This window comes from Paenibacillus sp. BAC0078 (assembly GCF_054483875.1).
In genome coordinates this window covers 634,998-656,136 of record NZ_JBTLRW010000001.1, presented here as the reverse complement: position 1 = coordinate 656,136, position 21,139 = coordinate 634,998, and the positions used below count along the sequence as shown (strand labels likewise).

At 51.3% G+C, this 21,139-nt stretch carries 17 protein-coding genes; 13 read left to right on the top strand and 4 right to left on the bottom strand.

What is annotated here, in order from left to right; translation table 11 throughout:
- The first annotated feature begins 9 nt into the window (after positions 1 to 9).
- The 4 genes from ACX1DY_RS03005 to ACX1DY_RS02990 are packed head-to-tail and all read left to right on the top strand — an operon-like array spanning position 10 to position 7,828.
- Positions 10 to 1,263, top strand: coding sequence for a lipopolysaccharide biosynthesis protein (locus ACX1DY_RS03005; RefSeq protein ID WP_458962691.1), 1,254 nt, complete (start codon positions 10 to 12; stop codon positions 1,261 to 1,263).
- The gene (locus ACX1DY_RS03000; protein WP_458962690.1) at positions 1,244 to 2,494 is read left to right on the top strand and encodes a glycosyltransferase family 4 protein; all 1,251 of its coding nucleotides are present in this window, start codon (positions 1,244 to 1,246) and stop codon (positions 2,492 to 2,494) included. Before ACX1DY_RS03005 ends, ACX1DY_RS03000 begins: the two co-directional genes overlap by 20 nt.
- Complete coding sequence (locus ACX1DY_RS02995; RefSeq protein WP_458962689.1) at positions 2,457 to 3,380, top strand: glycosyltransferase family 2 protein; 924 nt, start codon at positions 2,457 to 2,459, stop codon at positions 3,378 to 3,380. The genes ACX1DY_RS03000 and ACX1DY_RS02995 overlap by 38 nt, the downstream gene beginning before the upstream one ends.
- A 23-nt stretch (positions 3,381 to 3,403) precedes the next feature.
- The gene (locus tag ACX1DY_RS02990) at positions 3,404 to 7,828 is read left to right on the top strand and encodes a hypothetical protein (protein ID WP_458962688.1); all 4,425 of its coding nucleotides are present in this window, start codon (positions 3,404 to 3,406) and stop codon (positions 7,826 to 7,828) included.
- 12 nt (positions 7,829 to 7,840) lie between these two features.
- On the opposite strand, the gene ACX1DY_RS02985 is transcribed toward ACX1DY_RS02990, so the two are convergent.
- Positions 7,841 to 8,533, bottom strand: coding sequence for a response regulator transcription factor (locus ACX1DY_RS02985; RefSeq protein WP_458962687.1), 693 nt, complete (start codon positions 8,531 to 8,533; stop codon positions 7,841 to 7,843).
- A gap of 89 nt (positions 8,534 to 8,622) precedes the next feature.
- Between ACX1DY_RS02985 and ACX1DY_RS02980 the strand changes: the two genes are divergently transcribed.
- The 3 genes from ACX1DY_RS02980 to ACX1DY_RS02970 all read left to right on the top strand — a co-directional run bounded on the left by ACX1DY_RS02980 (position 8,623) and on the right by ACX1DY_RS02970 (position 12,402).
- Positions 8,623 to 9,993, top strand: coding sequence for a sugar phosphate nucleotidyltransferase (locus tag ACX1DY_RS02980; protein ID WP_458962686.1), 1,371 nt, complete (start codon positions 8,623 to 8,625; stop codon positions 9,991 to 9,993).
- 9 nt (positions 9,994 to 10,002) lie between these two features.
- Positions 10,003 to 11,091: a PAS domain-containing sensor histidine kinase gene (locus tag ACX1DY_RS02975; protein WP_458962685.1), complete on the top strand. Its 1,089-nt coding sequence runs from the start codon at positions 10,003 to 10,005 to the stop codon at positions 11,089 to 11,091.
- Between the two features lie 489 nt (positions 11,092 to 11,580).
- Positions 11,581 to 12,402 (top strand): hypothetical protein, encoded by an 822-nt coding sequence (locus ACX1DY_RS02970; protein WP_458962684.1) that lies wholly within the window; start codon positions 11,581 to 11,583, stop codon positions 12,400 to 12,402.
- 45 nt (positions 12,403 to 12,447) lie between these two features.
- Here ACX1DY_RS02970 and ACX1DY_RS02965 read toward each other — a convergent pair whose 3' ends face one another.
- Positions 12,448 to 13,233, bottom strand: a complete 786-nt coding sequence (locus tag ACX1DY_RS02965) for a PaaX family transcriptional regulator C-terminal domain-containing protein (protein ID WP_458962683.1) — start codon at positions 13,231 to 13,233, stop codon at positions 12,448 to 12,450.
- A gap of 188 nt (positions 13,234 to 13,421) precedes the next feature.
- Here ACX1DY_RS02965 and ACX1DY_RS02960 point away from each other — a divergent pair, with 188 nt between their 5' ends.
- A complete protein-coding gene (locus ACX1DY_RS02960) occupies positions 13,422 to 14,108 on the top strand; it encodes a metal-dependent hydrolase (protein ID WP_458962682.1) in 687 nt (228 codons plus the stop codon).
- Positions 14,109 to 14,187: 79 nt separating this feature from the next.
- On the opposite strand, the gene ACX1DY_RS02955 is transcribed toward ACX1DY_RS02960, so the two are convergent.
- The gene (locus tag ACX1DY_RS02955; protein ID WP_458962681.1) at positions 14,188 to 14,352 is read right to left on the bottom strand and encodes a hypothetical protein; all 165 of its coding nucleotides are present in this window, start codon (positions 14,350 to 14,352) and stop codon (positions 14,188 to 14,190) included.
- 164 nt (positions 14,353 to 14,516) lie between these two features.
- On the opposite strand from ACX1DY_RS02955, the gene ACX1DY_RS02950 reads away from it, so the two are divergent.
- From ACX1DY_RS02950 to ACX1DY_RS02930, 5 genes are all read left to right on the top strand, one after another.
- Positions 14,517 to 15,356: a DegV family protein gene (locus tag ACX1DY_RS02950; protein WP_458962680.1), complete on the top strand. Its 840-nt coding sequence runs from the start codon at positions 14,517 to 14,519 to the stop codon at positions 15,354 to 15,356.
- Positions 15,357 to 15,559: 203 nt separating this feature from the next.
- On the top strand, positions 15,560 to 16,264 hold the full coding sequence (locus tag ACX1DY_RS02945) for a response regulator transcription factor (protein WP_458962679.1): 705 nt from the start codon (positions 15,560 to 15,562) through the stop codon (positions 16,262 to 16,264).
- Complete coding sequence (locus ACX1DY_RS02940; protein WP_458962678.1) at positions 16,242 to 17,660, top strand: sensor histidine kinase; 1,419 nt, start codon at positions 16,242 to 16,244, stop codon at positions 17,658 to 17,660. Before ACX1DY_RS02945 ends, ACX1DY_RS02940 begins: the two co-directional genes overlap by 23 nt.
- A gap of 43 nt (positions 17,661 to 17,703) precedes the next feature.
- Entirely contained in the window at positions 17,704 to 18,807 is a 1,104-nt protein-coding gene (locus ACX1DY_RS02935; protein WP_458962677.1) for an AI-2E family transporter, read from the top strand.
- Between the two features lie 38 nt (positions 18,808 to 18,845).
- Positions 18,846 to 19,193, top strand: a complete 348-nt coding sequence (locus ACX1DY_RS02930) for an Asp23/Gls24 family envelope stress response protein (protein WP_458962676.1) — start codon at positions 18,846 to 18,848, stop codon at positions 19,191 to 19,193.
- A gap of 127 nt (positions 19,194 to 19,320) precedes the next feature.
- On the opposite strand, the gene ACX1DY_RS02925 is transcribed toward ACX1DY_RS02930, so the two are convergent.
- Positions 19,321 to 21,006, bottom strand: a complete 1,686-nt coding sequence (locus tag ACX1DY_RS02925; RefSeq protein WP_458962675.1) for a hypothetical protein — start codon at positions 21,004 to 21,006, stop codon at positions 19,321 to 19,323.
- Positions 21,007 to 21,139: the final 133 nt, after the last annotated feature.

Sequence of the window (21,139 nt, the reverse complement as noted above, 5' to 3'; positions counted from 1 at the left end):
ATGTCAGGGATGCTGCGACAATGGCGGGTGCTCGTCTTTCCGTTCTTTAATGTGCTGCTGAACGGGTTCAATTTCTTCTTTCATATTAGTGCAAGCTGGTATTTGCCGGAACTACAATACGGGCAGGCCAACGCACTGCTGGCTTTGTTCGCGCTGCTGTCTGTGCTCGGCTTGTCCGTACAGCTGATGGCTGCCAAGCTCTTTTCACAAAATAAACCGGGGGCCAGCTTACCGGGGGGAGCCTTTCTTCCGTCTCTGACGGCGCTGCTTGCGGCTGGTGCATTTGTAGCGCTGGCCGTCTTACATCCGCTGCTCGGCAATGCGCTTGCAGTGGGTGGCGGGCCATTGTTCCTCCTGTATGCTGTCGTATCGCTGCACATTATAGTCAGCCTGTTCCGGGGGATCATGCAGGGGAAGGAGCGGCTGCAGGCGCTTAACATCAATTTTTACCTTGAGGTGGCGGGCAAGCTGGCTGTCTTCTTCAGCTTTGTCCCGCATGGGCTGCAACTGTGGCAGCTGATGCTTGCACTTGGCGCTGGTATGCTGCTCTCCCTTGCCCATGGCTTGCTAATGGAGGGGGGAAGCCTGAGGGGCGGACAGGGCCAAGCTGCTCTGAAGCATGACCGTCCGTGGAGGCCTCTGGGCCGGGAGTGGGGAAATACACTTCTTATGAATGTGTTCGTTCTTTTCTTCACTTCGATTGATATGCTGGCTGTGCAGCATTATGCGGCAGAGGACGCTGGTATTTATGCGATTGCATTAAAGTACAGCCAGCTCGTCTATTTCGTATCCTTTAGCGTCATCGCCGTATTTATCCCCAAAATTGGCGCTCAGGCCGGGAATTTGCCGGCCTTGCGGAAAATTCTGCTCTGGTTTGGAGGTTATATGGCCGTCTGCGCGGGTATGGTCTATGCCGGGGCCGCCTGGCTGTTCCCGCTCTCCCTTCCGCTGCTGTTCGGTCCCTCCTATGTGGAGGCGGCGCGTTATCTTCCCCTCGGCGGCGTGGTATATTGGTTATTTTCGGTAGTCCTGTTCTTTGTGCACCTGCATGTGCTGACGGGGCGCAGGCGCTTTATGCTGTGGATGGCGGCAGGTGCGGCGGTGCTGGTGTTGTCGTTTGGCGTCTGGCACCACACGCCGGATGAGTTGCTGCTGGCGCAGGTTGTCATATACGGGCTGCTTGCGGCCGGTTTTATTACTGATGCTATTGTTGGATTCAGACGAATAAAGGAGAAAGCATTATATGAGAACATTGCGCGCTAATTCTGGTGAAACCGTCATTCTGCTGCTATCCTGGAGGGACGTGTTCTCCCCGAATGGCGGCGGGGCAGAAGTGTTTACGCATGAAATGCTGAAACGCTCAGCCAAGGGCCGGTTCCGCTTTATTCATTTCTCTCCGCGCTTTGCCGGGTCCAAATTGCAGGAGGAAGCAGATGGGGTCACTTACTTGCGGGCAGGTAACAGGCTCAGCGTGATTCTTCATGCGATGCGCTATTACTGGCGGAACCGTAAGCACATTGATTTTGTCGTCAATCAGTGCAATACCCATCAGTTTTTTACCCGGTTATGGGTACCGGAGTCCAAGCGGATCTTCTTTATCCATCAGTTGACCCGGGAGATCTGGTTTCACAATATGCGCCTGCCGTTTGGGGTGCTTGGGTTTGTGCTGGAGCCGTTGCTGCTCCGTATGGCAAGAAGGGACTGGACGATCACGGTATCTGCATCCACCCGTAACGATCTGCTGCGCCTGGGCTTCCATCCGGACCGGGTACAGGTTATACCGGAAGGAATCGAGTTTGAGCACTGGCCTGAGGACCGTTTCCCCGCCAAAGAGCCGCGGCCGACGTTTCTGTATGTCGGGCGGTTTGTCAAATACAAGGGCATAGCTTTGGCAATCCGTGCTTTCGGAGAATTTAAACGAAACCATCCTGATGCCGTATTGTGGATTGCCGGGAAGACTGACAAAGCGTATGTACATAAGGAATTACTGCCCGTTATGCAGCAGTATGGTCTGCGGAGCGCGGAATGGGACGGGACTGCCGAAGGGGCGCGGGAAGGTCCGCAGTCTGCGGACGTTCTCTTCTACGGTTTTGTGACGCAGGACATGAAGCTGGAGCTGATGAGCCGTGCCCATGCGCTGATCTTTCCTTCGCAGCGCGAGGGCTGGGGGCTGACCGTTACGGAGGCGGCGGCGGTAGGCACACCGAGCATCGTGAGCAACACGGCGGGATTGATGGATGCCACCGATTTCGGCCAATGCGGTTACTTGGCGGTTCATGGAGACGTGCTTGGGCTGGCTGCGCAAATGCAGCGGGCGGTGGGAAACACCGCCGAGTATGCGGCTATACGCCGGCGGGCGCACCAGTTTTCTCTGAACTATCATTTCAACAATACCGGAGCTGCGTTCAGTACATGGATAGACCAGTTGAGCCGGGGGAACGGGAGGAGGCAGCAGCATGAAGAAAGCAGCAGTTATATTCACCACGTACAATAATGCTTCATCTGCGGAAGCGTGTCTGGAGAGCTGTATGCGGCAAAATTACGCCGGCCTGCACATTGTGATTGGAGACGACGGTTCCACTGATGATACAGTTGCCAGGCTTAAGGGCAAGCTCTCATCTTGTCCGTACCCGGTTTCGCTGCTGGAGCTGCCTCACGGGGAACGCGGCATTGCGCGGGTGAAATCGGTGGAGGCCGCGGAGCAGGCGGGCAGCGAATATATCCTTGTGATTGATTCCGATATGATTATGGACGATCATCTGGTGCAGAGAGTCATTGATTATTTCGAGGCTCATCCGGAAGTGGGAGCGCTTGTCATTCCCGAAGAAGCATACACCGATGCGGACAATTTTATATCCAGAGTCAAGGTATTTGAACGGAATGTCATTAACAACGGTGGGGAAATCCTTGGGAAACGCTCAATCGAGGCCGCGCGGTTCTGGCGGATGGAGGCCTATCGCTCCACCGGCGGCTTCAAAGCGCAACAAATCTCGTTTGAGGAAATTCAGCCCACGCTGCGTTATGTTGAGCGAGGAGGGATTATCCGCCGCGCAACATTTGCACGTGTGTATCATGATGAGAAAAAAGTGCTGCTGCGGGAGCTGCTGCGCAAAAAAGCCTATTACTTTTCAGTGATGGACCGAACGCTGAGTTCGGAGCGCGGGGGCTTCCGCAAAGCGCTGGAGCGCTGGTATTTCTTCCGCCCTGTACTGTATACGCGGGCTAACATGAAGCGGTATGTCCGGCATCCGCTGCTGGCGGCAGGGATGTTCTTCATGTACGGCTGCCTGAGCTTTGTCGGGGCCGCAGCCCTGCTGCGCTCATACATTGGCCGGGAGGGCTACCAGCGGAAGAGAAACGGGAGGCCGGATGTGGAATAACAACAGATAAGGATGCGTTCGTCTTGAAACAAAGGATTTGGATATACCGTTACGATCTTTCTGCCATTGGTGCGATCATTGTGCTTGTGCTGTTATATATTCTTCCTCTTTACGGAAAGGGACAGATTGTGTTCAGCGATTTGGACTTTGGCGGTACATCACAGCGATATATGGAGGAAATTGTCGGTGTCTGGAACGAACGATGGTCGACCTCAACCTTGCTCAACGCGCCCCGGCTGCTCTATATTCTTCCCTTTTACTTGCTGTCGCTTGCCAGCGGGGACAGTGGCCCGGTTCTGCTTAAGTCGTTCATCACCTGCGTGCTGCTCGTTTCGGCACTTTCGATGTATCTTTTCACCAAACGGCTGGTCAGTGTATATTATTCCAGACATTTTACGTTTGTCCGCATTATCTCCTTGCTCCCGGGCGCGTTGTTCTATGCCCTGAACCCTTGGGTGATCTTCCGTATTCAACATGTATATTTGCTGTGCGGGTACAGCTTGTTCCCGCTTGTGCTGATGTTTTTCCTGAACGCCTTCGACCCGAAGTTTCAAATACAGCGGATCCCGAACTACAATTTCCACCAATTGTACCGCCGCAACGTGATTGATCTGTTTATGCTGGCCGCCGTATTTACCGTCAGTGCGGCCGCCATTCATTACTTTTTTTATGGTCTCATCTATCTGGCCATGCTCACAATTTTGCTGCTGATCAAACTGAGCTGGGTTCACAGGAAAAGTGGCCGGGCTGTTCTTGGCGCGCTGTACTGGAATTTTTTGCTCAAAGGCGCCATATTTGGCCTGTTTTTCGGACTGCTCAGCTTTTACTGGCTGTCTCTGTACTTTGGCAGCATCTTGATGGGTGCGCAGGTGTCCCAGCACAACATCAATGTGGTGGACACGCTGACGCTGTTCAGCAGAAACAGCAGTCCCGTCAATGTCCTGTATTTGATCAGCTATTGGTGGCCGATGTTCCCGTTGTCCTCCTTGCCGCTGTCCTTTTACATCTGCGGCGGTGTGCTGCTGGCTCTGATTGGCTGGGCCATGCTGACTTGTTCGCTCCGGTATTCCCTGATTCTGATGTTTACGCTGCTGACGGTATTGTTCACCGTTATAGCGACGGGGGTAAACATTCCCTTATTTGCGGGCATGTTCGTGCAGCTCGTGACCAAGACGCCGGTAATCGGCTCCATCTTCCGTGATCCGAACAAAATCGTCGGCCTCATCGCTGTCAACTTCAGCGTGCTGCTGTCCTTCGGCTTGATTCAGGCGCTGGATTGGCTCAAGCGCCCTTTCTTCGGGCGTGTGTTCAAAACGGCAGCAGTGCTGGCAGTGGTCAGCTGCCTGTGGGTATATGCCCAGCCGCTGCGGGACACATTCATCAAGGGTTACTATAAACCGGTCAAGGTGCCGGAGGAATACAGCCAATTAGCCGGGAAACTGCCGGACTCCACGCAATCGGACGACAAGGTGCTCTATTTCCCGGTCGCTGACAATATGATCCAAAGCAGCAATGGCGTAGCCACACCGGCGTGGAACAAGGGAGATACCTGGATGGAAAAAGCGACCGGAGATTTTCAGGTGTACTCCTCGCCGGCAAATACGCTGTTCCATCATGAAGGCAATGAGCCGAGCATCACCTACTACATAAACTTTCTCCAATATTTGCTGGATAACGGGTTCAGCTCCAAATTGGGGAAGCTGTTTGTTCCGTTCGGAATCAATCAGCTTGCCTACCATCATGAATATACCGGACAGGAGAAGCGGCAGGCATTCAATGTACAATTGCTGGATGCCCAGCAGGGACTTGAGAATACCTATAGCAACCCGTATTTCACCCTGTACCAGCTGGCGGACAAGCTGCCCTACATGTCTGTTATCCCGCATAAGGTGGTTACTCCATATGGCTTCAGCCGCATGGAAGGCTACAGCCACCAGCCCGGCTTTGAATTTTCCAAGTACGGTGTGCTGTTTCCGGGGCTGAATCCTGCGCTGCCTCTCCTGCAGTCCGTCAACGAAGGCGATTATGTAGAGGCGGCGTCCTTTAATGATCTGCTGCTGTCGCAGCTTCCGGCAGATCATTACCTGTATCCGTTCGACGCCATTGAGGACGGTAATCCTTTTTTGAAATGGTCCAAGACGTTGCTGTCCAACAATGACTGGCTGTGGTATCTGGCCTCCCGCAATATTCATAACTATGCGTTTGATATGGATATGAATGCCGGTACGGCTGTTACCTTCGCAACGAGCAAGCTGGATGTTCCCGCCTATTTGTTGGATCGGATCAAAGGAAATACCGTCCTCGATTTCAATAAAGTGCTGCAGACGGATAAATTTTTTACTCCAGACAACCCGGAGCTGTTCAGTGTGCAGGCTGCTCCCCGCGGGCCGGACAATACCCTGCCGGTGTTGCACGGGGAAATTGTGGAGGGGAAGCCGAACAACATTTGGCAGGTCGCTAAATCGGGTTTGATGGAGGCGAAGGAGAACAACCCCTATCAATTTTCGATTACGGCCTCAGGCCGCGGAACCAATAAGCTGCATTTCAAGGTCCGCTTTTACAACGCAAGCATGGACGAGCTGGACATCAGCTATGTGGTGGCTCCGACGACAGAAAACAATTTTGACGGGGCCCGCTTCTATGGGGAATTTGTAACGCCGCCAGAGACGAAGTGGATGCGGATTGATTTGCTGACCGAGCAGCGGCCGGAGCAGAAAAGCTACTGGTGGATCCACGACATGAAGCTGGATGATCTTGGGGCATACAAGAAGCCCAATACCTTCGTTATGCATAAGACCGTAGCCAAGCAGCAGTTGACGCAGGTGTATGCGCGGGTGTTCGTCAATCGGTCGGGAGGAACCCTCCGTGTAGCATTTCCTGATGGAACAGTGGATGTTCCCACGCAAGATGCCAGTGTCAATCAGTTTCAATGGGTGGATCTGGGACAGCATTTGCTGCCGAAAGGGGAGGTGGACATCTCCGTAACAAACTTGAAAGGCTTCAATGCGGTTAACGTACTGGCAACCGTTCCTGAGGAAGAACGGGAGGAACTGGCTCTTCCTGTCAGGCAGGCGGTTGACCGGGGAAAGCTCTTCATGCTTCTGGAAGCCGAGAACGACTTTATCGGTTCGGGGAATGTGCAGAGCGAGCGGGCTTACCCGGAGCTGAGTATGGGACGCGGAATCAGCTACCAGGACGGTGAACTGCGCAGGACAGTGGAAATTTTGAAAACTGGAGATTATTCAGCAGCGCTGCTTGCCAATATACCGGCCGCTTATCCCGGTATGCTGACGGTAACCTTTACTAATAAGGCGACAGGGGCTGTTGTGACGAGAACCATTCGGAGCGGGCCAAGCCAAAGTGGACATTCAGACACAGACAAGGTCATTGAAACCGACAATCTGCAGGAGGGTTTTACCAAAAAGCTCATTTCGCTTCCTACGGTGTTGTCGGACTACACCCGTAAGGAAATCGGAGGCATGTATTTGACCAAAGGCAGCTATACCCTGTCGATCACGTTCAAAAGCGCTGTCCCATCGCTAAGCTCGGTTAAGGATTTTCACCTTCTGGATTCGAAGGAGGTGAAGCTTGCCGCCACAACGGAGGATTCCGAACAGCCCTCCTCTGAGGGAAATCCCAAGGTCAGCCTGGGCAAATCGGAGATGCTGCAGTCGGAGGGCCAGCTTGAGCTTCGGTACTCGTCAACCTTTTCTACCAACTGGTATACATATGCTTCTGCCAAAATACCGGCGGCGCCGAACGAGGAGTATCTGGTAAGGTTCGATGCGATTTCGGAGAACGCGCCGGACCGGCACCTCAAGGCTGTGTTCCTCAACAAGAACTCGGAAATCCTTGCAACGGCCTTTATTGACGAAATCGAGGAAAGCTACAAAAATAAATGGAACCATTATGAGCAGATCCTCAAAGCGCCGGAAGGAACTGCATTTTTGCAGCTTCAGGTTCTGGCACGGGGGGATGCCCAGGCGGATGGCAGCTTCCGGATGAAAAACTATTCGGTCATCCCGTATAAGGACATGATTATGCTCGATCAATTTTTGTTTGCTGAAGGCAACAATGCCGCCTCATTCTTCATCACCCCGCCGCAAGAGGAGAAAATTAACTTCAAACGGCAAAATGCGATGAGCCGCAGATTTACGTTGAATAACCCGGAGCATGAGCGGCTGCTGATCAATGAAATCGAATCGCCGAATCCGTTGTGGGAGTTTGAACTGAACGGGGACAAGCAGCGGGCCCGCATCGCCGTCAACGGGGTGACAACGGGTTTTATCACCAGTGAGAGCGGAAGCGGGAAGGTCGTCATCATTCTTCGCCGCCACTATTGGCTTGGCATTGGGCTGCTGGTTGTGGGTGTACTGGCCGGGGGGATGTACATGCTTCCTCTAAGCAGATCTTTGCGCAAAAACCGGAAGTTGGAGCAGTCTTTATAATTTAAGCGGTCTTCATAAAACGTACTTATATCCGGCACCCCAGACCGTTCTTATGAAACGCGGATTTTTAGGGTCGGCTTCAATTTTTTTACGCAGGCTGGCAATATGTACGTCGATGGTGCGGTCTAAGTAAGCGCGATTATTTCCCCTGATCCTGTCCAGCAGTTCATTGCGCGTGAACACTTTGCCGGGATAGCTGTGCAGCAGCTTCATAATCTCAAATTCAATGTTGGTTACCTCGATCTCTTTGCCGCTGACAAAAAGACTGTGTCTATACTCATTCACGGCGATCTCGTCCTGCTGTGGGGGATCGGACGGAGCTGATGGGAGCTGTGCAGCAGCAGAGGACCTGCGCAGTAGCGCTTTGATTCTGGCATTCAGCTCTTTCAGGCTGAAGGGCTTGCATAGAAAATCGTCGGCTCCGTTGTTGAGCGCGCGAATTCGCTCCGACAATTGGGTATTGGCTGAAATCATCAGGATAGGTGTGGAGGAACGCGTCTGGAACGCCCTGACCAGCGCGTTGCCGTCCATTTCGGGCAGCATGAGATCAATGATAATAACATCAGGCTCAAATGTGCTGAGTGACTGCAGCGCTTCCTTGGCATGGTGGAAGCTTGTAACCTGGTATCCTTCCTCTTCAAGGAAAATAGCGATCATGTCGGCTAGGTTTTTCTCATCATCAATAAGAAGTACTTTGTTGTTCATCATGAATCCTCCTTGCAGAAATAGATTGAAAATATTACCTATAGTTAATTATATAAAATAATTTGTCATTGTCATTAAGGAGTGGGAGTATGCGGCTAATATTATTGTCAGGCGGAGCGGGCAAACGCTTATGGCCTTTATCGAGTACCCATCGTCCGAAGCAGTTTTTACCGGTTTTGCAGCATGAGGGAAGGCAGGAGAGTATGCTGCAGCGGGTATGGCGGCAAATTTCAGACGCGGGGCTGGCAGAGGTGTCGCTGTTCTCGGCCAGCAGCGGGCAGCGTGAGCTAATTCATGGACAGATTGGCAAGGACGCTCCGATTGTAGAGGAACCGGAGCGCAGAGATACCTTTCCGGCAATTGCTTTGGCGGCGGCGTATTTATACAGCGAGGCTGGCTGTGATCCGGAGGAGATTGTCGGGGTTATGCCGGTGGATGGTTATACCGACGATTCTTTTTTTCAGACCTTAAGTGAACTCCCCGGTGTACTGGAGAGCTTGAGCGCGGATATGGTGCTGATGGGAGTCGCTCCCGGTACACCTTCCTCCAAGTTTGGTTACATCGTTCTGCAGCAAGCCTACGAAAGAACCGGCGCCTACTTTGTTCATTCCTTTGTGGAGAAGCCTGCGGCGGCTAAGGCACAGAAGCTGATTGATGAGGGTGCTCTATGGAATTGCGGGGTTTTCGTGTTCCGGCTGAAATATATACTCTCTGAGCTGCGGAGGCGGAAGCTGCCTGTGAACTATGAACAGCTGCGGGCCATGTACAGCCGGCTCCCGCGCATCAGCTTCGATATAGAGATCGTGGAGCGGGCAGAGCAGATCGTAGCGGTTCCTTTTCAGGGGGAATGGAAGGATATAGGGACTTGGAACTCGCTCTCGGAAGTGATGGAGAACCAGGTGAGCGGGAACGGATATGTGAGTCCGTTGTCCGTCGATTCTCACATCATCAATGAGCTGGATATCCCTGTAAGCATATGGAATGTGCCTGACATTGTCGTGGCAGCCGGTCCTGGCGGCATTCTGGTTACGGACCGGGAAGCGTCAACGGACATTAAAGAGATGGTCGCGAAAGTCGAAATCGCCTCCCGGTTTGAAGAAAGATGGTGGGGAAGGGAAACGGTGCTGTCACGCAAGCAAGCCAATGCAGGCGGCGCGGTCACAAACCGGATTGTTATTTCTGCGGGCTGTTTTCTCAGCTATCATGAGCATACCCTGCGCAAAGAGGTGTGGACCGTTATTGACGGTGCGGGCGAGGCATGCCTAAATGGTGTTAAGTTCTCGGTTGAAGCGGGCTCTGTCATTATTGTAGAGTTGGGCATGAAGCACTCCATTCTGGCCTACAGTGAACTGGAAATGATCGAGTCCCGAATCGGCAAGGAAATTTCAGACCATGACATTGTCCATTATGACAATCCTTGGGGACGAGAGGACATGGAAACCAAAGAATATATGCGATGAGAAGATATAGTGAAACAGGGAGTTGTGATGGTGAAAATTGTGCTGGAGAGAGAGCGGAGCAACGCGCGGGATATGGAGTCCTCGGAGGTAGGCATCATTCTATGCGACCTCGGGGGAAAAATTGTTTACATAGGCAACAAGGCGGAGGAATGGTTCGCTCTGGGGGAGATGACGGGGAGAAATCTTACGGATGTAACCCAAGCGCTGGAACGATATATTCAACCGGCGGCTTATACGCTAACGGAGAGTATACAAGATTTTTTAAGAGGGGAAATGTCCTTTAAGCGGATTGAGTTTGTGTATGCCCGCAAAGAGGAGCGGCTGTTCTCGCTGTATCTCAATCCGGTAATGGATTCCCGCAAGATGAAGAATCATGGCATATTACTGGAATTTAGGGCTTGCAGTGCTGAGGAACAGGTGAACAGAATGAGGATTGAACGGCTGGGTATTGTCACCCACGAAATAAGGGCTCCTCTGATGACGATGATGGGATATGTGGAAATGCTGATGGAACACGATCTCTCTGAAAAGAATAGAATGCGCTTTTTGGAGATTATTAGTGCCGAAGGCAACCGGCTGTCTAATCTGCTTGACGATTTGCTGGACATTGAGCAGATGGAGTCCTTCCAGCTTACCTATCACAAAACATATGTATCGCTGGTTGAACTGGTCCATAAGATGGCCGAACAGTGGAATTTGAAATCCTCCCATTATGTTTATGTGCATTCCGAGATTGAAGACGCTTTTGTCTACGCCGATCAGAGCAGATTAATCCAGGTACTGTACAATCTGTTCAGCAATGCTAAGAAATACTCTCCCGGACACAACCGTGTAGATATCCACATAGGAGAAGACGGGCCATTTTTTTTCGCGGAGGTAAAGGATTATGGCATGGGAATACCCGAAGAATTGCATGAGCGGTTGTTTACTAAATATTACAGGGTGGAGCAAGCCGGGCAAATTCAAGGCAGAGGATTGGGCTTATATATCAGTAAAAAAATAGTAGAAGACCACGAAGGCAGCCTTTCGGTAACCTCTGTACCAGAACAGGGAAGCGTGTTCCGCCTGTGTCTGCCGAAGCCGAGCCATTTGGAATGAATGCTGCAAACCTGCAAACCGAATAGAAATGATCCATCCTTCATCAATATGGGTAAGCGAGGGGCGTATTCGTATGTCAATCTGTTGCTATTGGTGGGGGGGGGGGGCGCATGGTCAAAAATAAAAAAAGCTTTCGTGGCTATTTGTAAATCTACATAAGTTAGTTCACTATAAATTTGGGTATAGCCAAGAATTGTTGGACCCACGCGTACCTATTATTGATGGGATGTTCGTGTAAATCAATTTATTTGAAGCTCCTGCTGTTGGAATTAGCGGGAGTTTTTTTGATTGAAAGTATAGGATTAGTAATTATCATATTATCCCATTTCATAGTATGATACGCCTATAGTTTTTCGGGATATTCGAATGAAGTAGGTGTCGAACGAAGCAGGTTCCGAAAAGTCCACGAATAAATAATTAAAAGCGGTGTAACTTGTTGTACACATCTTAGTTATATACTCGAAGTATAAATTTAATTTGGAGGAAGCAATGATGACGAACACTAGCATGAAAAAAGCCGCAATTATTTTGAGTTTCTCAATTGTTATAACTGCATTTTCCGGTCAGGCTTGGGCTGAGCAAGGTACCAATACTTCAACACCTGCTTCCGTAACGAGTTCAGATAGCAAAAATCCTTATGAGGTTGCTGGCATAAACGATCCAGCAGAATTTACGGTTTATTTTGCCAAGTTACAGAAAGCTGTTAAGGATAACAAACCCGCAGAAGTGGCGGATCTGATCGCGTATCCAATGAATTTGATCAAAGACAACAAAAAGTATGTTATTTATAACAAGGATGAATTTATTAAGAAATACGATCGCATCTTCACTAATCTTGTACGTGAAAAACTACTAGCTCAAAAAGTCGATAAGCTGTTTGTGAACTATCAAGGCATTATGGTTGGAGATGGAGATTTGTGGATAGGTGAACGAAACAATAAACTTGGAGTTATTACGGTTAATGTTATTAACAATCCATATGAAGTCGCAGGCATCAAAAATCCAATCGTATTTGAGCATAACTTCAGTTTGCTCCAGAAAGTCGTCAAAGAAGGAAAAAAATCCGAAGTGGCCAATTTGATGGTGTACCCATTGAAAGTGAATAATAAGGGAAAAACCATAGAAATCAAAACCAAGAAGGATTTTATTGCAAAATACGACAAAATCATGACTGCTAAAATTAAGAAGGCTTTATTAGCGCAAAAAGTCGATAAAGTATTTGTCAATTCGAAAGGTGTTATGATTGGAAACGGAGAGCTGTGGATTGGACAGTTTGGAGAGCAAGTTGGCGTATTCGTTATAAACCAGTAATCCAAGAGCAGCCTGAGAGAAAGGCTGCTCTTTCACTTCTACAAACTAACTAAATTTCGCATAAAACGAATCACGGGGGATGGCCGCAGCTAGTAGCTGCCAGTGCCCGGTAAGCTCTGCGATTACACGTTTGCCCGGCCAGTTGGCGGGGAGCAGCTCATCCGGCAGTGAAGGATCTGCCATAAGCAGGCCGCTGAACACTTCTCCAATCTGCAAATAGCGCAAGAATAGGTGCAGCGCTTGTCCTTCCCGGAGCGCCTCGTTCATTAATGGAGTGAACTCCTGCTGGAGCCAGCTTTGTTTTTCCCGGTACATGGCCTCAATCTTGTCGAGCTGCCAAATAGCATAGGCTTTGTCGGGGGTGATAGAGCCTGTCTCAAATTGCCCGTGCAGAACCGAGACTTTGCCCTCAAGCTGGAGCTGCTGAATCTGTTCAGCTACTTCCTTCCGATAATTCCAGGGCGAGATGTATACACTGTTATACAGAAGCCCGAAGCCAAGCTGCAAAATTGCGGTGCGAAACTGATCGCGTTTCTTGCGTTCCTGTTCAGGAACCTCAAGCATGACTACGTCCCAGGACTGGTCCCATGGCTCGAGAGAGCGGGCCGGCTTGCTGTTAATGGAATGAATGTATGAACGTCCGGCTGCTGTAATCTGATACTGCGAACGGGATGGAGATGAGATATAGCCTTCCTTTTTCAGACGGGATAAGGCATTGCGGATATAGGTGGAGGTATAGCCCCTCAGCTCGTAGATTTCAACAAACTGCTGGGCGCCCATCTGATCGACTCTGGATAACAGGAATAGCATTGTTTTTTCAACGGACAGCAACTCGTCTCACGCCTCTCTTGACAGATGATGAAGGTAGAATATATTATAAATATACACGAACGTTATTTATTTAGGTATATTTGATTTCCGGTACCGAACCGGACCTTTTGTCACTTTGGTGTCATTGTAACGTAAACTTTATGTTTTTGCACGGCCCAAGTCCAATAGAAGAAGAGGAGAGATCAAGCTTGAAAATCATTTATCACGGCCATTCCTGCATACAGATGGAGACGAACGGCAAGTCGCTGATTATTGATCCGTTTCTTAGAGGCAATCCCGCTGCGGTCACCAAACCTGAGGATATTCAGACGGATATGGTGCTGCTGACTCATGCCCACATGGACCATATTCTCGATGCCGCACCGATAGCCCTGCAGAATAACGTGCCGGTTGTGTCAAATGTGGAGTTGGCAACTTATATGGAAGGGAAAGGCGTCCAGACCATCGGGATGAACATTGGGGGAACGGTTGATTTTGGGTTTGCCAAAGCAACGATGATTCATGCTTTTCACAGTTCGGGCATTACATTGGAAGATGGTAAAGTGGTCTATGGTGGTATGCCTGCGGGCTTCATCATTCAGGCGGAGGGACGCACGATTCTGCATGCAGGAGATACCGGACTGTTCGGGGATATGAAAATGTTCGGCGAGCTGTATGACATTGATCTGGCAATTCTGCCGATAGGCGGGCACTACACGATGGGGCCGGAGCATGCGCTAATCGCTGCCAAATGGCTGGGCGCTAAGCAGGTGCTCCCCATCCATTACAACACTTTCCCGCCGATTCAGCAGGATGCTGGAGCCTTTGTTCAGGCTCTTGGCGAGGCCGGAATTGCTGGAACACTGCTTGCCTACGGGGAGTCGCTTGAGCTGTAGGGTGATAAGCAATTGAATTACACACAGTTAAAAGGGATGTGCCTGGTAACAACAGGACATCCCTTTTAACTGTGACTGGTTATTTATTCTCAGGCTTTACCCGCGCCGGACGCGTTACCCAATTACTGCGGTTCATGGGCTTGACCGTATCAATCCGGGGATTGGGAAGTTCCTCTGCCGCCGGTTTCTTCGTAAGTCCGCGCCCATTATGCTTGCCTCTGTTCCACACGGTGTTCTTGCTCATCTTTACACTTCATTTCTGTAGGCTAATGCCTCAACCATATCACATCATACAAGGTTAAGAAAGAACCTGTAGCATAAAACACTCCTTTTGACAAGTTATAAAATATACTATTGATAGCCTATCAGGGTGGCTATAATGAGATAGAATTGAAAGGAGAGCACCCTATGCCCATCAAGATTATTACGGATAGCGGTTCCGATTTACCCCTTGAGTACATTGAGAAGTATAACGTTACTATCGTTCATTTGCCTGTTCATTTCCAGCATGAACTGATGCCGGAGGATACGGAGACGAAGGCTTTTTATGCCAGAATGCGCGAATCCAAGGAGCTGCCAACGACAGCAAGTCCCAGTCCGCAGGTGTTTCTGGATAAGTTCAGGGAAGTGGAAGCAGGTACAGATATTATGGTTGTCTGCATGTCCTCCAATATCAGCAGCACTTATCAGACGGCGATGATCGCTAAGGAAATGTATGAAGAAGAAGGCCATCCGAATGCGATTGAAATTATAGATTCCAAAAACTTCTCCGGCGGGCTGTCCCTCATTGTCGCCTTGACGGCGAAGTGGTCGCTTACCTGTTCAAGCCTGAGTGAACTCAAACAAATGGTCCTGGATAAAATTCAAGATGTGAACGCATACTTTACGCTCGATACACTGGAGAATGTGATTAAGGGCGGACGGCTAAGCCGGTTGTCGGGGGCTGTGGCGTCCGTGCTTAACATCAAGCTGCTGCTTAAGATCAGCGACGAAGGCATTGTTGAGGTGGTAGAGAAGACACGGGGTCTGCCTAAGGCCCTCACCCATCTGCTGGCAAAGCTCGATGCCAAGCAGCATGATTACGAGAAGGCCGTGATTGCCATTGTGCACAGCAATTGTGAGAAGCTGGCGCTGGAAATCAAGGAGCGTATTCTGCAGAAGCATCCCTTCAAGGAGGTGCTGTTCTCCAGCATGGGCCCTGTGATGGGCACTTATGCCGGTGAAGGCGGAATCGGCGTGGCTTTTTGAGCTGGAGCTACAATAATGGATAGCCAAGCCGTGCATGGGGAGTTGCCCACAGTGCGGCTTTTTTCGATCAAGGAGCTGTAACTTAGCCTGGCGGTGAGATGAAATTTAGCTTTTCTTAAGATTTGGTTTAGACTGGATTAAGAATGGCAGGCTATAGTTAGAATTAACGCTCCTTGCGGAAGTGAACTAGAGGGGGATTCACGATGTACACTATTCTGATCGCCGATGATGAATCGGAAATCGTTGAGCTGCTGCAGCTCTATCTGGAGAAGGAATACAACATTCTGCAGGCGCACAACGGGACCGAAGCCTTGAAGCTGATGCAGAGCCATGAAGTTGACCTGGCTATTCTCGATATTATGATGCCGGGGATGGATGGACTGCAGCTTTTGAAAAAAATTCGCGAAACCCAGCATTTTCCCGTGCTGTTCCTGTCAGCCAAAAGCCAATATCACGATAAAATCCTGGGACTTGAGCTTGGAGCGGACGATTATATTTCCAAGCCGTTCAATCCGCTGGAGATTGTCGCCCGTGTCGGAGCGATGCTGCGGAGGGTACATCATTTTGACGCTCAGGTCGTACCAGAGAAGAAAGCGGATCAGATCGTCCTCGGGCGCTTAACCCTGGACCGCAGCGGTTGTCTGGTCTATTTGTCCGGGCAGCCTGTCGCGCTGACCTCAACCGAATATAAAATTCTGGAGCTGCTCATGGAGCAGCCGGGACGGGTGTTTACCCGCAAAAAGATCTATGAAGCGGTCTGGGAGGATTTTTACGTCTACGAGGACAACAGCATTATGGTGCATATCAGCAATATCCGCGACAAGATCGAACGTGATTCGAAGAAACCGGAATACCTGAAAACAATCAGGGGATTGGGGTACAAAATTGAAGCACCCGTGGGAGAATAGAGACAACCGGCCGCTGCAGACGTCGCTCACAATGGATTTTCTGTTGTTTAACTGCATGCTGCTCCTGCTGGTGCTAGGGGTGTACCTGTTCATCCGCATGGATGTAACCCATATGATTCTTAACAAACAGGTTGCCGATCCGGATCTGTCGGTGGAAGCCGGAGATTACCGTGAAGAACTGGGGAAGGGGCAGGAGAGCCGCCGGCTGCTGAAGAGCGGGGGTTGGCTGGAGATCCTGGATAACGACAAGAATGTCGTCCAAGTCGTTGGAAACAAGCTGGATAAGGCCAATTCGTACGATGAAGAGAGTCTGTATCTGGGACTGGAGAACCGTGCGGATCAGCCGTATTACTACTCGCTTACCCGATTGAATGAGGACAGTCAGAGCGGCTGGCTGCTGCTCAAAGTCCCCCGTGATGTGGTTAAAGTCTCCATTAATAACGGAGTGCTTGTTTCCTATTTGAACCATTCGGTGTTTTTCTATGTCATTGTGTTCAGCGGGTTAATCCTCATCTTGATCTTTGTATACAGCTCTTGGGTCACCAGACGGATCAAGAAGCCGCTGCGCATTCTGAACCTTGGTCTGAAGCAGATGATTGGCGGGAATTATAGCACGCGGATTGAGCTGTATGCGGAAAAGGAATTTATGCGAATCGGCGAGACCTTCAATTTTATGGCGGATGTGATCGAGAGAACTACAGAAGAGAAGCGCCGGGCCGAGAAAAGCAAGCAGCGCCTGATGGTTGATCTGTCCCATGATTTGAAGACGCCGATTACGAGTATTCAGGGTTATGCGCAGGCACTTGTGGAAGGCCGGGGGACAGATGCTGAACGGCAGACGAAGTACTTGAATTATATCTATAACAAATCGGTGCAGGTCACGAAGCTGATCCAGAATATGCTTGAGCTGCTGAAGCTGGATTCACCGGATTTTATTCTTCATGAGCAGCGGCTGGAGCTGGGGGATTGCCTCCGGGAGATTATTGCCGATACTTATGGGGAGATTGAGCAAAAAGCGTTCCTGCTGCAGCTCCAGGTTCCCGAACAGGAGGTGTACGCCAGATTTGACCCGGAATTGTTCGCCAGCGTGGTCAATAATCTGATCGCAAACGCCCTTGCCTATAATCCGCCTGGTACAGTCTTAAGGGTACAGGTGATTCCCGAGGACACTGAGGTTGCGGTAGAGATTGCTGACAATGGGGTGGGGATTCCCAAAGAACTCTGGTCCACGATATTTGATCCTTTTGTACGCGGTGATGAAGCCCGGACAGCAAGCGGCGGCACGGGTCTTGGTTTATCCATTGCGAGGAAAAACGCCGAAAAAATGGGCGGCTCCCTGGTGCTTGAGAGCAGAGATAATGAGCCGACGGTGTTCACGATCCGGGTTCCGAAATAGAAAGGGAGCTGCGGATGAAGTCAGAAACGGGGGGGGGAGAGCTATGGCTAAGTTAAATGTGTTTATCCGTATTTGTATCGCTGTGCTGCTAGTGCTGGCGATTGTCTATGTTGGCTCGCGAGTGGATTTTATTTTTAGGCCCATTCTATCCTTGTTCAGCGTGGTGATTGTGCCGTTAATGCTGGCTGTGTTCTTCTATTACCTGCTGCGTCCGCTGATTGACCTTCTGGAAAAACGCAAGCTGAACCGTACGGCAGCCATTCTGCTTGTGTATTTGGCAATTGCGATTCTGCTGCTGGCGTTCAGCATTGGCGTATGGCCTTCGCTGCAGAGTCAACTGGTGAATTTGATCAACAATATGCCAAATCTGTTCAACGCGGTGGGTGAACAGCTAACCAAGCTGGAGAACAGCGAGCTGCTGTCCTCCCTGATTCCGGCCGATATGAATCCTGCCAGCCAATTGATGGGATATTTGAACAAAGGCTTCTCGCTGATGTCAAATTATGTGTCAGAGCTGTTCTCCTTTGTATCCAATTTCGCCGTTGTGCTGTTCACCTTTCCAATTCTGCTGTTCTACATGCTTAAAGAAGGCGGGAAGTTCGGAGCGAGGATTGTGAGCTTTTTTCCGAGGCGGTATCACCAGGAAGGCACGGCGGTCATGAATGATATCGACGGTGCGCTAAGCGGTTTTATTGTTGGCAGAGTACTGGTGAATTTGGCGCTGGGCGTGTTAATGTTTATTGGGTTTCTGCTGATTGGTTTGCCTTATGCGCTTCTGCTGACACTGATGGCTGTGGTGCTGAACTTCATTCCCTTTATCGGAGCAATCGTGTCCACCATACCTATATTCATTATCGGGCTGATTGAGTCGCCTTCGACGGCGATCTGGTCGATTGTCGTTGTTCTTGTTGCGCAGCAGATTCAGGACAACCTGGTGGCACCCTACATTTTTGGCAAAAGCCTTGATATCCATCCCCTGACGACGATTATTCTGGTGCTGGCCGGTGGTGATTTTGGCGGAATTATTGGCATCCTGCTGATTATTCCGGTCTACATGATTCTTAAGATCATTGTTGTGAAGCTGCATCAGCTATTTATTCAACAGCATAACAAAGACGAGCCGCAACTGGCTGCGGATGCTGAATGAACTTGGCGGGACTTACCAAAAGTTGAGGAGGAATAAGAATGGAACCAAATTTGGCAAAAGGGCTTATTCATATTTCAGATCATGTGGTGTCGGCCATCATTGGATATGTCGTGCGGGAAACTCCGGGGATCGCCGGGATGTCGGGAAGCTCTGTTACCGGGAATCTGGCCAAATGGCTAGGAGCAAAAATCGGCACAAAAGGCTTGTCCGTGGAAGTTACGGAGGCTGATGTTGCCATTAATCTGCAGATCATTGTCAATTACGGGTGCCGGATTCATGAGGTCTGCAGCAGCCTGCAGCACAATGTGCGCAGCGCTGTTGAGAATATGCTGGGCTTGTCATTGACCGTTATAAACATCCGGGTGGAGAAGCTGGCTCTTCCGTAACTATTATTCATTTCAAAAAAAGACATGAACCGTATTCGCGGCAGCTCTGCCGATCCACGGGTCATGTCTTTTTGGTGTTGGCATCCTGCCGTTCATTCAGGTGTGTCTGTTCAATAGACCGCCTGTATTATTGTCCACCGCCGGGGCCGCCGCTGCTGAGCGTGATACTCTCCGCCTGGGTTGTTCCCGCTTTAAGCGTGTACTGAATAATGTCACCGGCTTTTAGTGCAGACAGGGCAAGGGGGGCTTCACTGCGTGCACCATTGTCAAAAGTGACGCTCAGCAGCTTCGTGCTGGAAGTTACGGTGATCACCTTCGTAGTCTCCGAGAAGCTCATCTGCCCGCCGCCCTGCGGCATATTCCCCGGCAGCTCTCCGCCGACAGATCCCGGTGAGGCGATAGGTTTGCTGGGCGGAGCAGCATCTTCGGCTGCCCCGGCAGGTCCCGCTCCGTTCTGCGGAGGAGCGGAAGGAGCATCGGCGGTATAGATCGTAATCGCGCTGCCGCTGATGCTCTTGATTTTGCCGAAGCTCAGCGCAGCCGTCGGATTGCCGCCTGCCGGCTTAGCGCTGTCGCCTGCCGAAGCGGCTGGCTTAGCGCTGTCGCCTGCCGAAGCGGCCGGCTTAGCACTGTCGCCTGCCGAAGCGGCTGGCTTAGCACTGTCGCCTGCCGAAGCGGCTGGCTTAGCACTGTCGCCTGCCGAAGCGGCTGGCTTAGCGCTGTCGCCTGCCGAAGCGGCTGGCTTAGCGCTGTCGCCTGCCGAAGCGGCTGGCTTAGCGCTGTCGCCTGCCGAAGCGGCTGGCTTAGCGCTGTCGCCTGCCGAAGCGGCTGGCTTGGCGCTGTTGCCCGCCGAAGCGGCTGGCTTGGCGCTGTCGCCTGCCGACGCTGCCGGCCTAGCGCTGCCGCTTGGCCGCGCCGCTGCGCCAGCCGGGTCCGGCGCTCCGCCCGCGCCGGGTCTGCCGCCCGGCGCTCCGCCCGCGCCGGGTCTGCCGCCCGGCGCTCCGCCCGCGCCGGGTCTGCCGCCCGGCGCGCCGCTTGGCGGCGTTCCGCCTTTGCCGCCGCCCTTGCCGCCTGCCGGCGCTTGTCCATCCTTGCCGCTTGGCGCGGCTCCGGCACTCTGCAGCGGCTGGCTGTCCGCGCCTGCGCTCGGCAATGGCTTGCCGCCAGGGCTCGCACTCGGCTGCGGCGAAGGGCTGGCGCCGGGGCTTGGTTCCGCCGCCATATTGCCGCCGCCTGTTACTAACGCGGCTTGCACTTCAATAATGGCCGCCGTCAGTGAATCCGGCTTCAGCGTAACCTTGATCACATCGCCTGCTTTCAGATCGGCGAGCGTATACATGCCGTCTGCACTTTCTTCGTCCGCAGATTTGCTTGCACCCGCCAACTGGACAAAATCCGTGTTGTCATCAACTGTGATCGTTACCGTCTCATCGGTAAACTGAAGAGCGGAATCCGGTGCACTCCCCGCCGTGCCCCCAGGTTCTTTGGCAACCGGCTTCTGTTCTCCGGTGGTATCACTTCCAGAATCTTGTCCAGCCTCTGATCCAGCCGCTTCAGCCGAATTGTTTCCAGCACTTGTCTCCGGCACGGCAACTGCGGATTCCTGAACTCCGCTGCCTGCCTTATAGAGCGTGATCTCATTTCCGCTGATGCTGCTGATTTTACCGGTGAAGCTCTGGGCTGACAAATGGGTGTCGGCATCATCTGGACTGGCAACCGGAACGGTTGTTTCGTCCGCTTTTGAACCGCATGAGGTCAGCAGCAGCCCGGCCAGAAGCAGGCCTGTGAAGAGGCGTTTTCTTGCTTTGAACATTTTCCCTAAACCTCCTAACGTGTTTTGTGGTCATTCACCGCATTATGCAGAGCAAAGGCTCTGAGAGAATATACCAGCTCTTCCTGAAAGAATGATGAATGCACAGCTATCCTGTACAAACGGGTACCAAAGA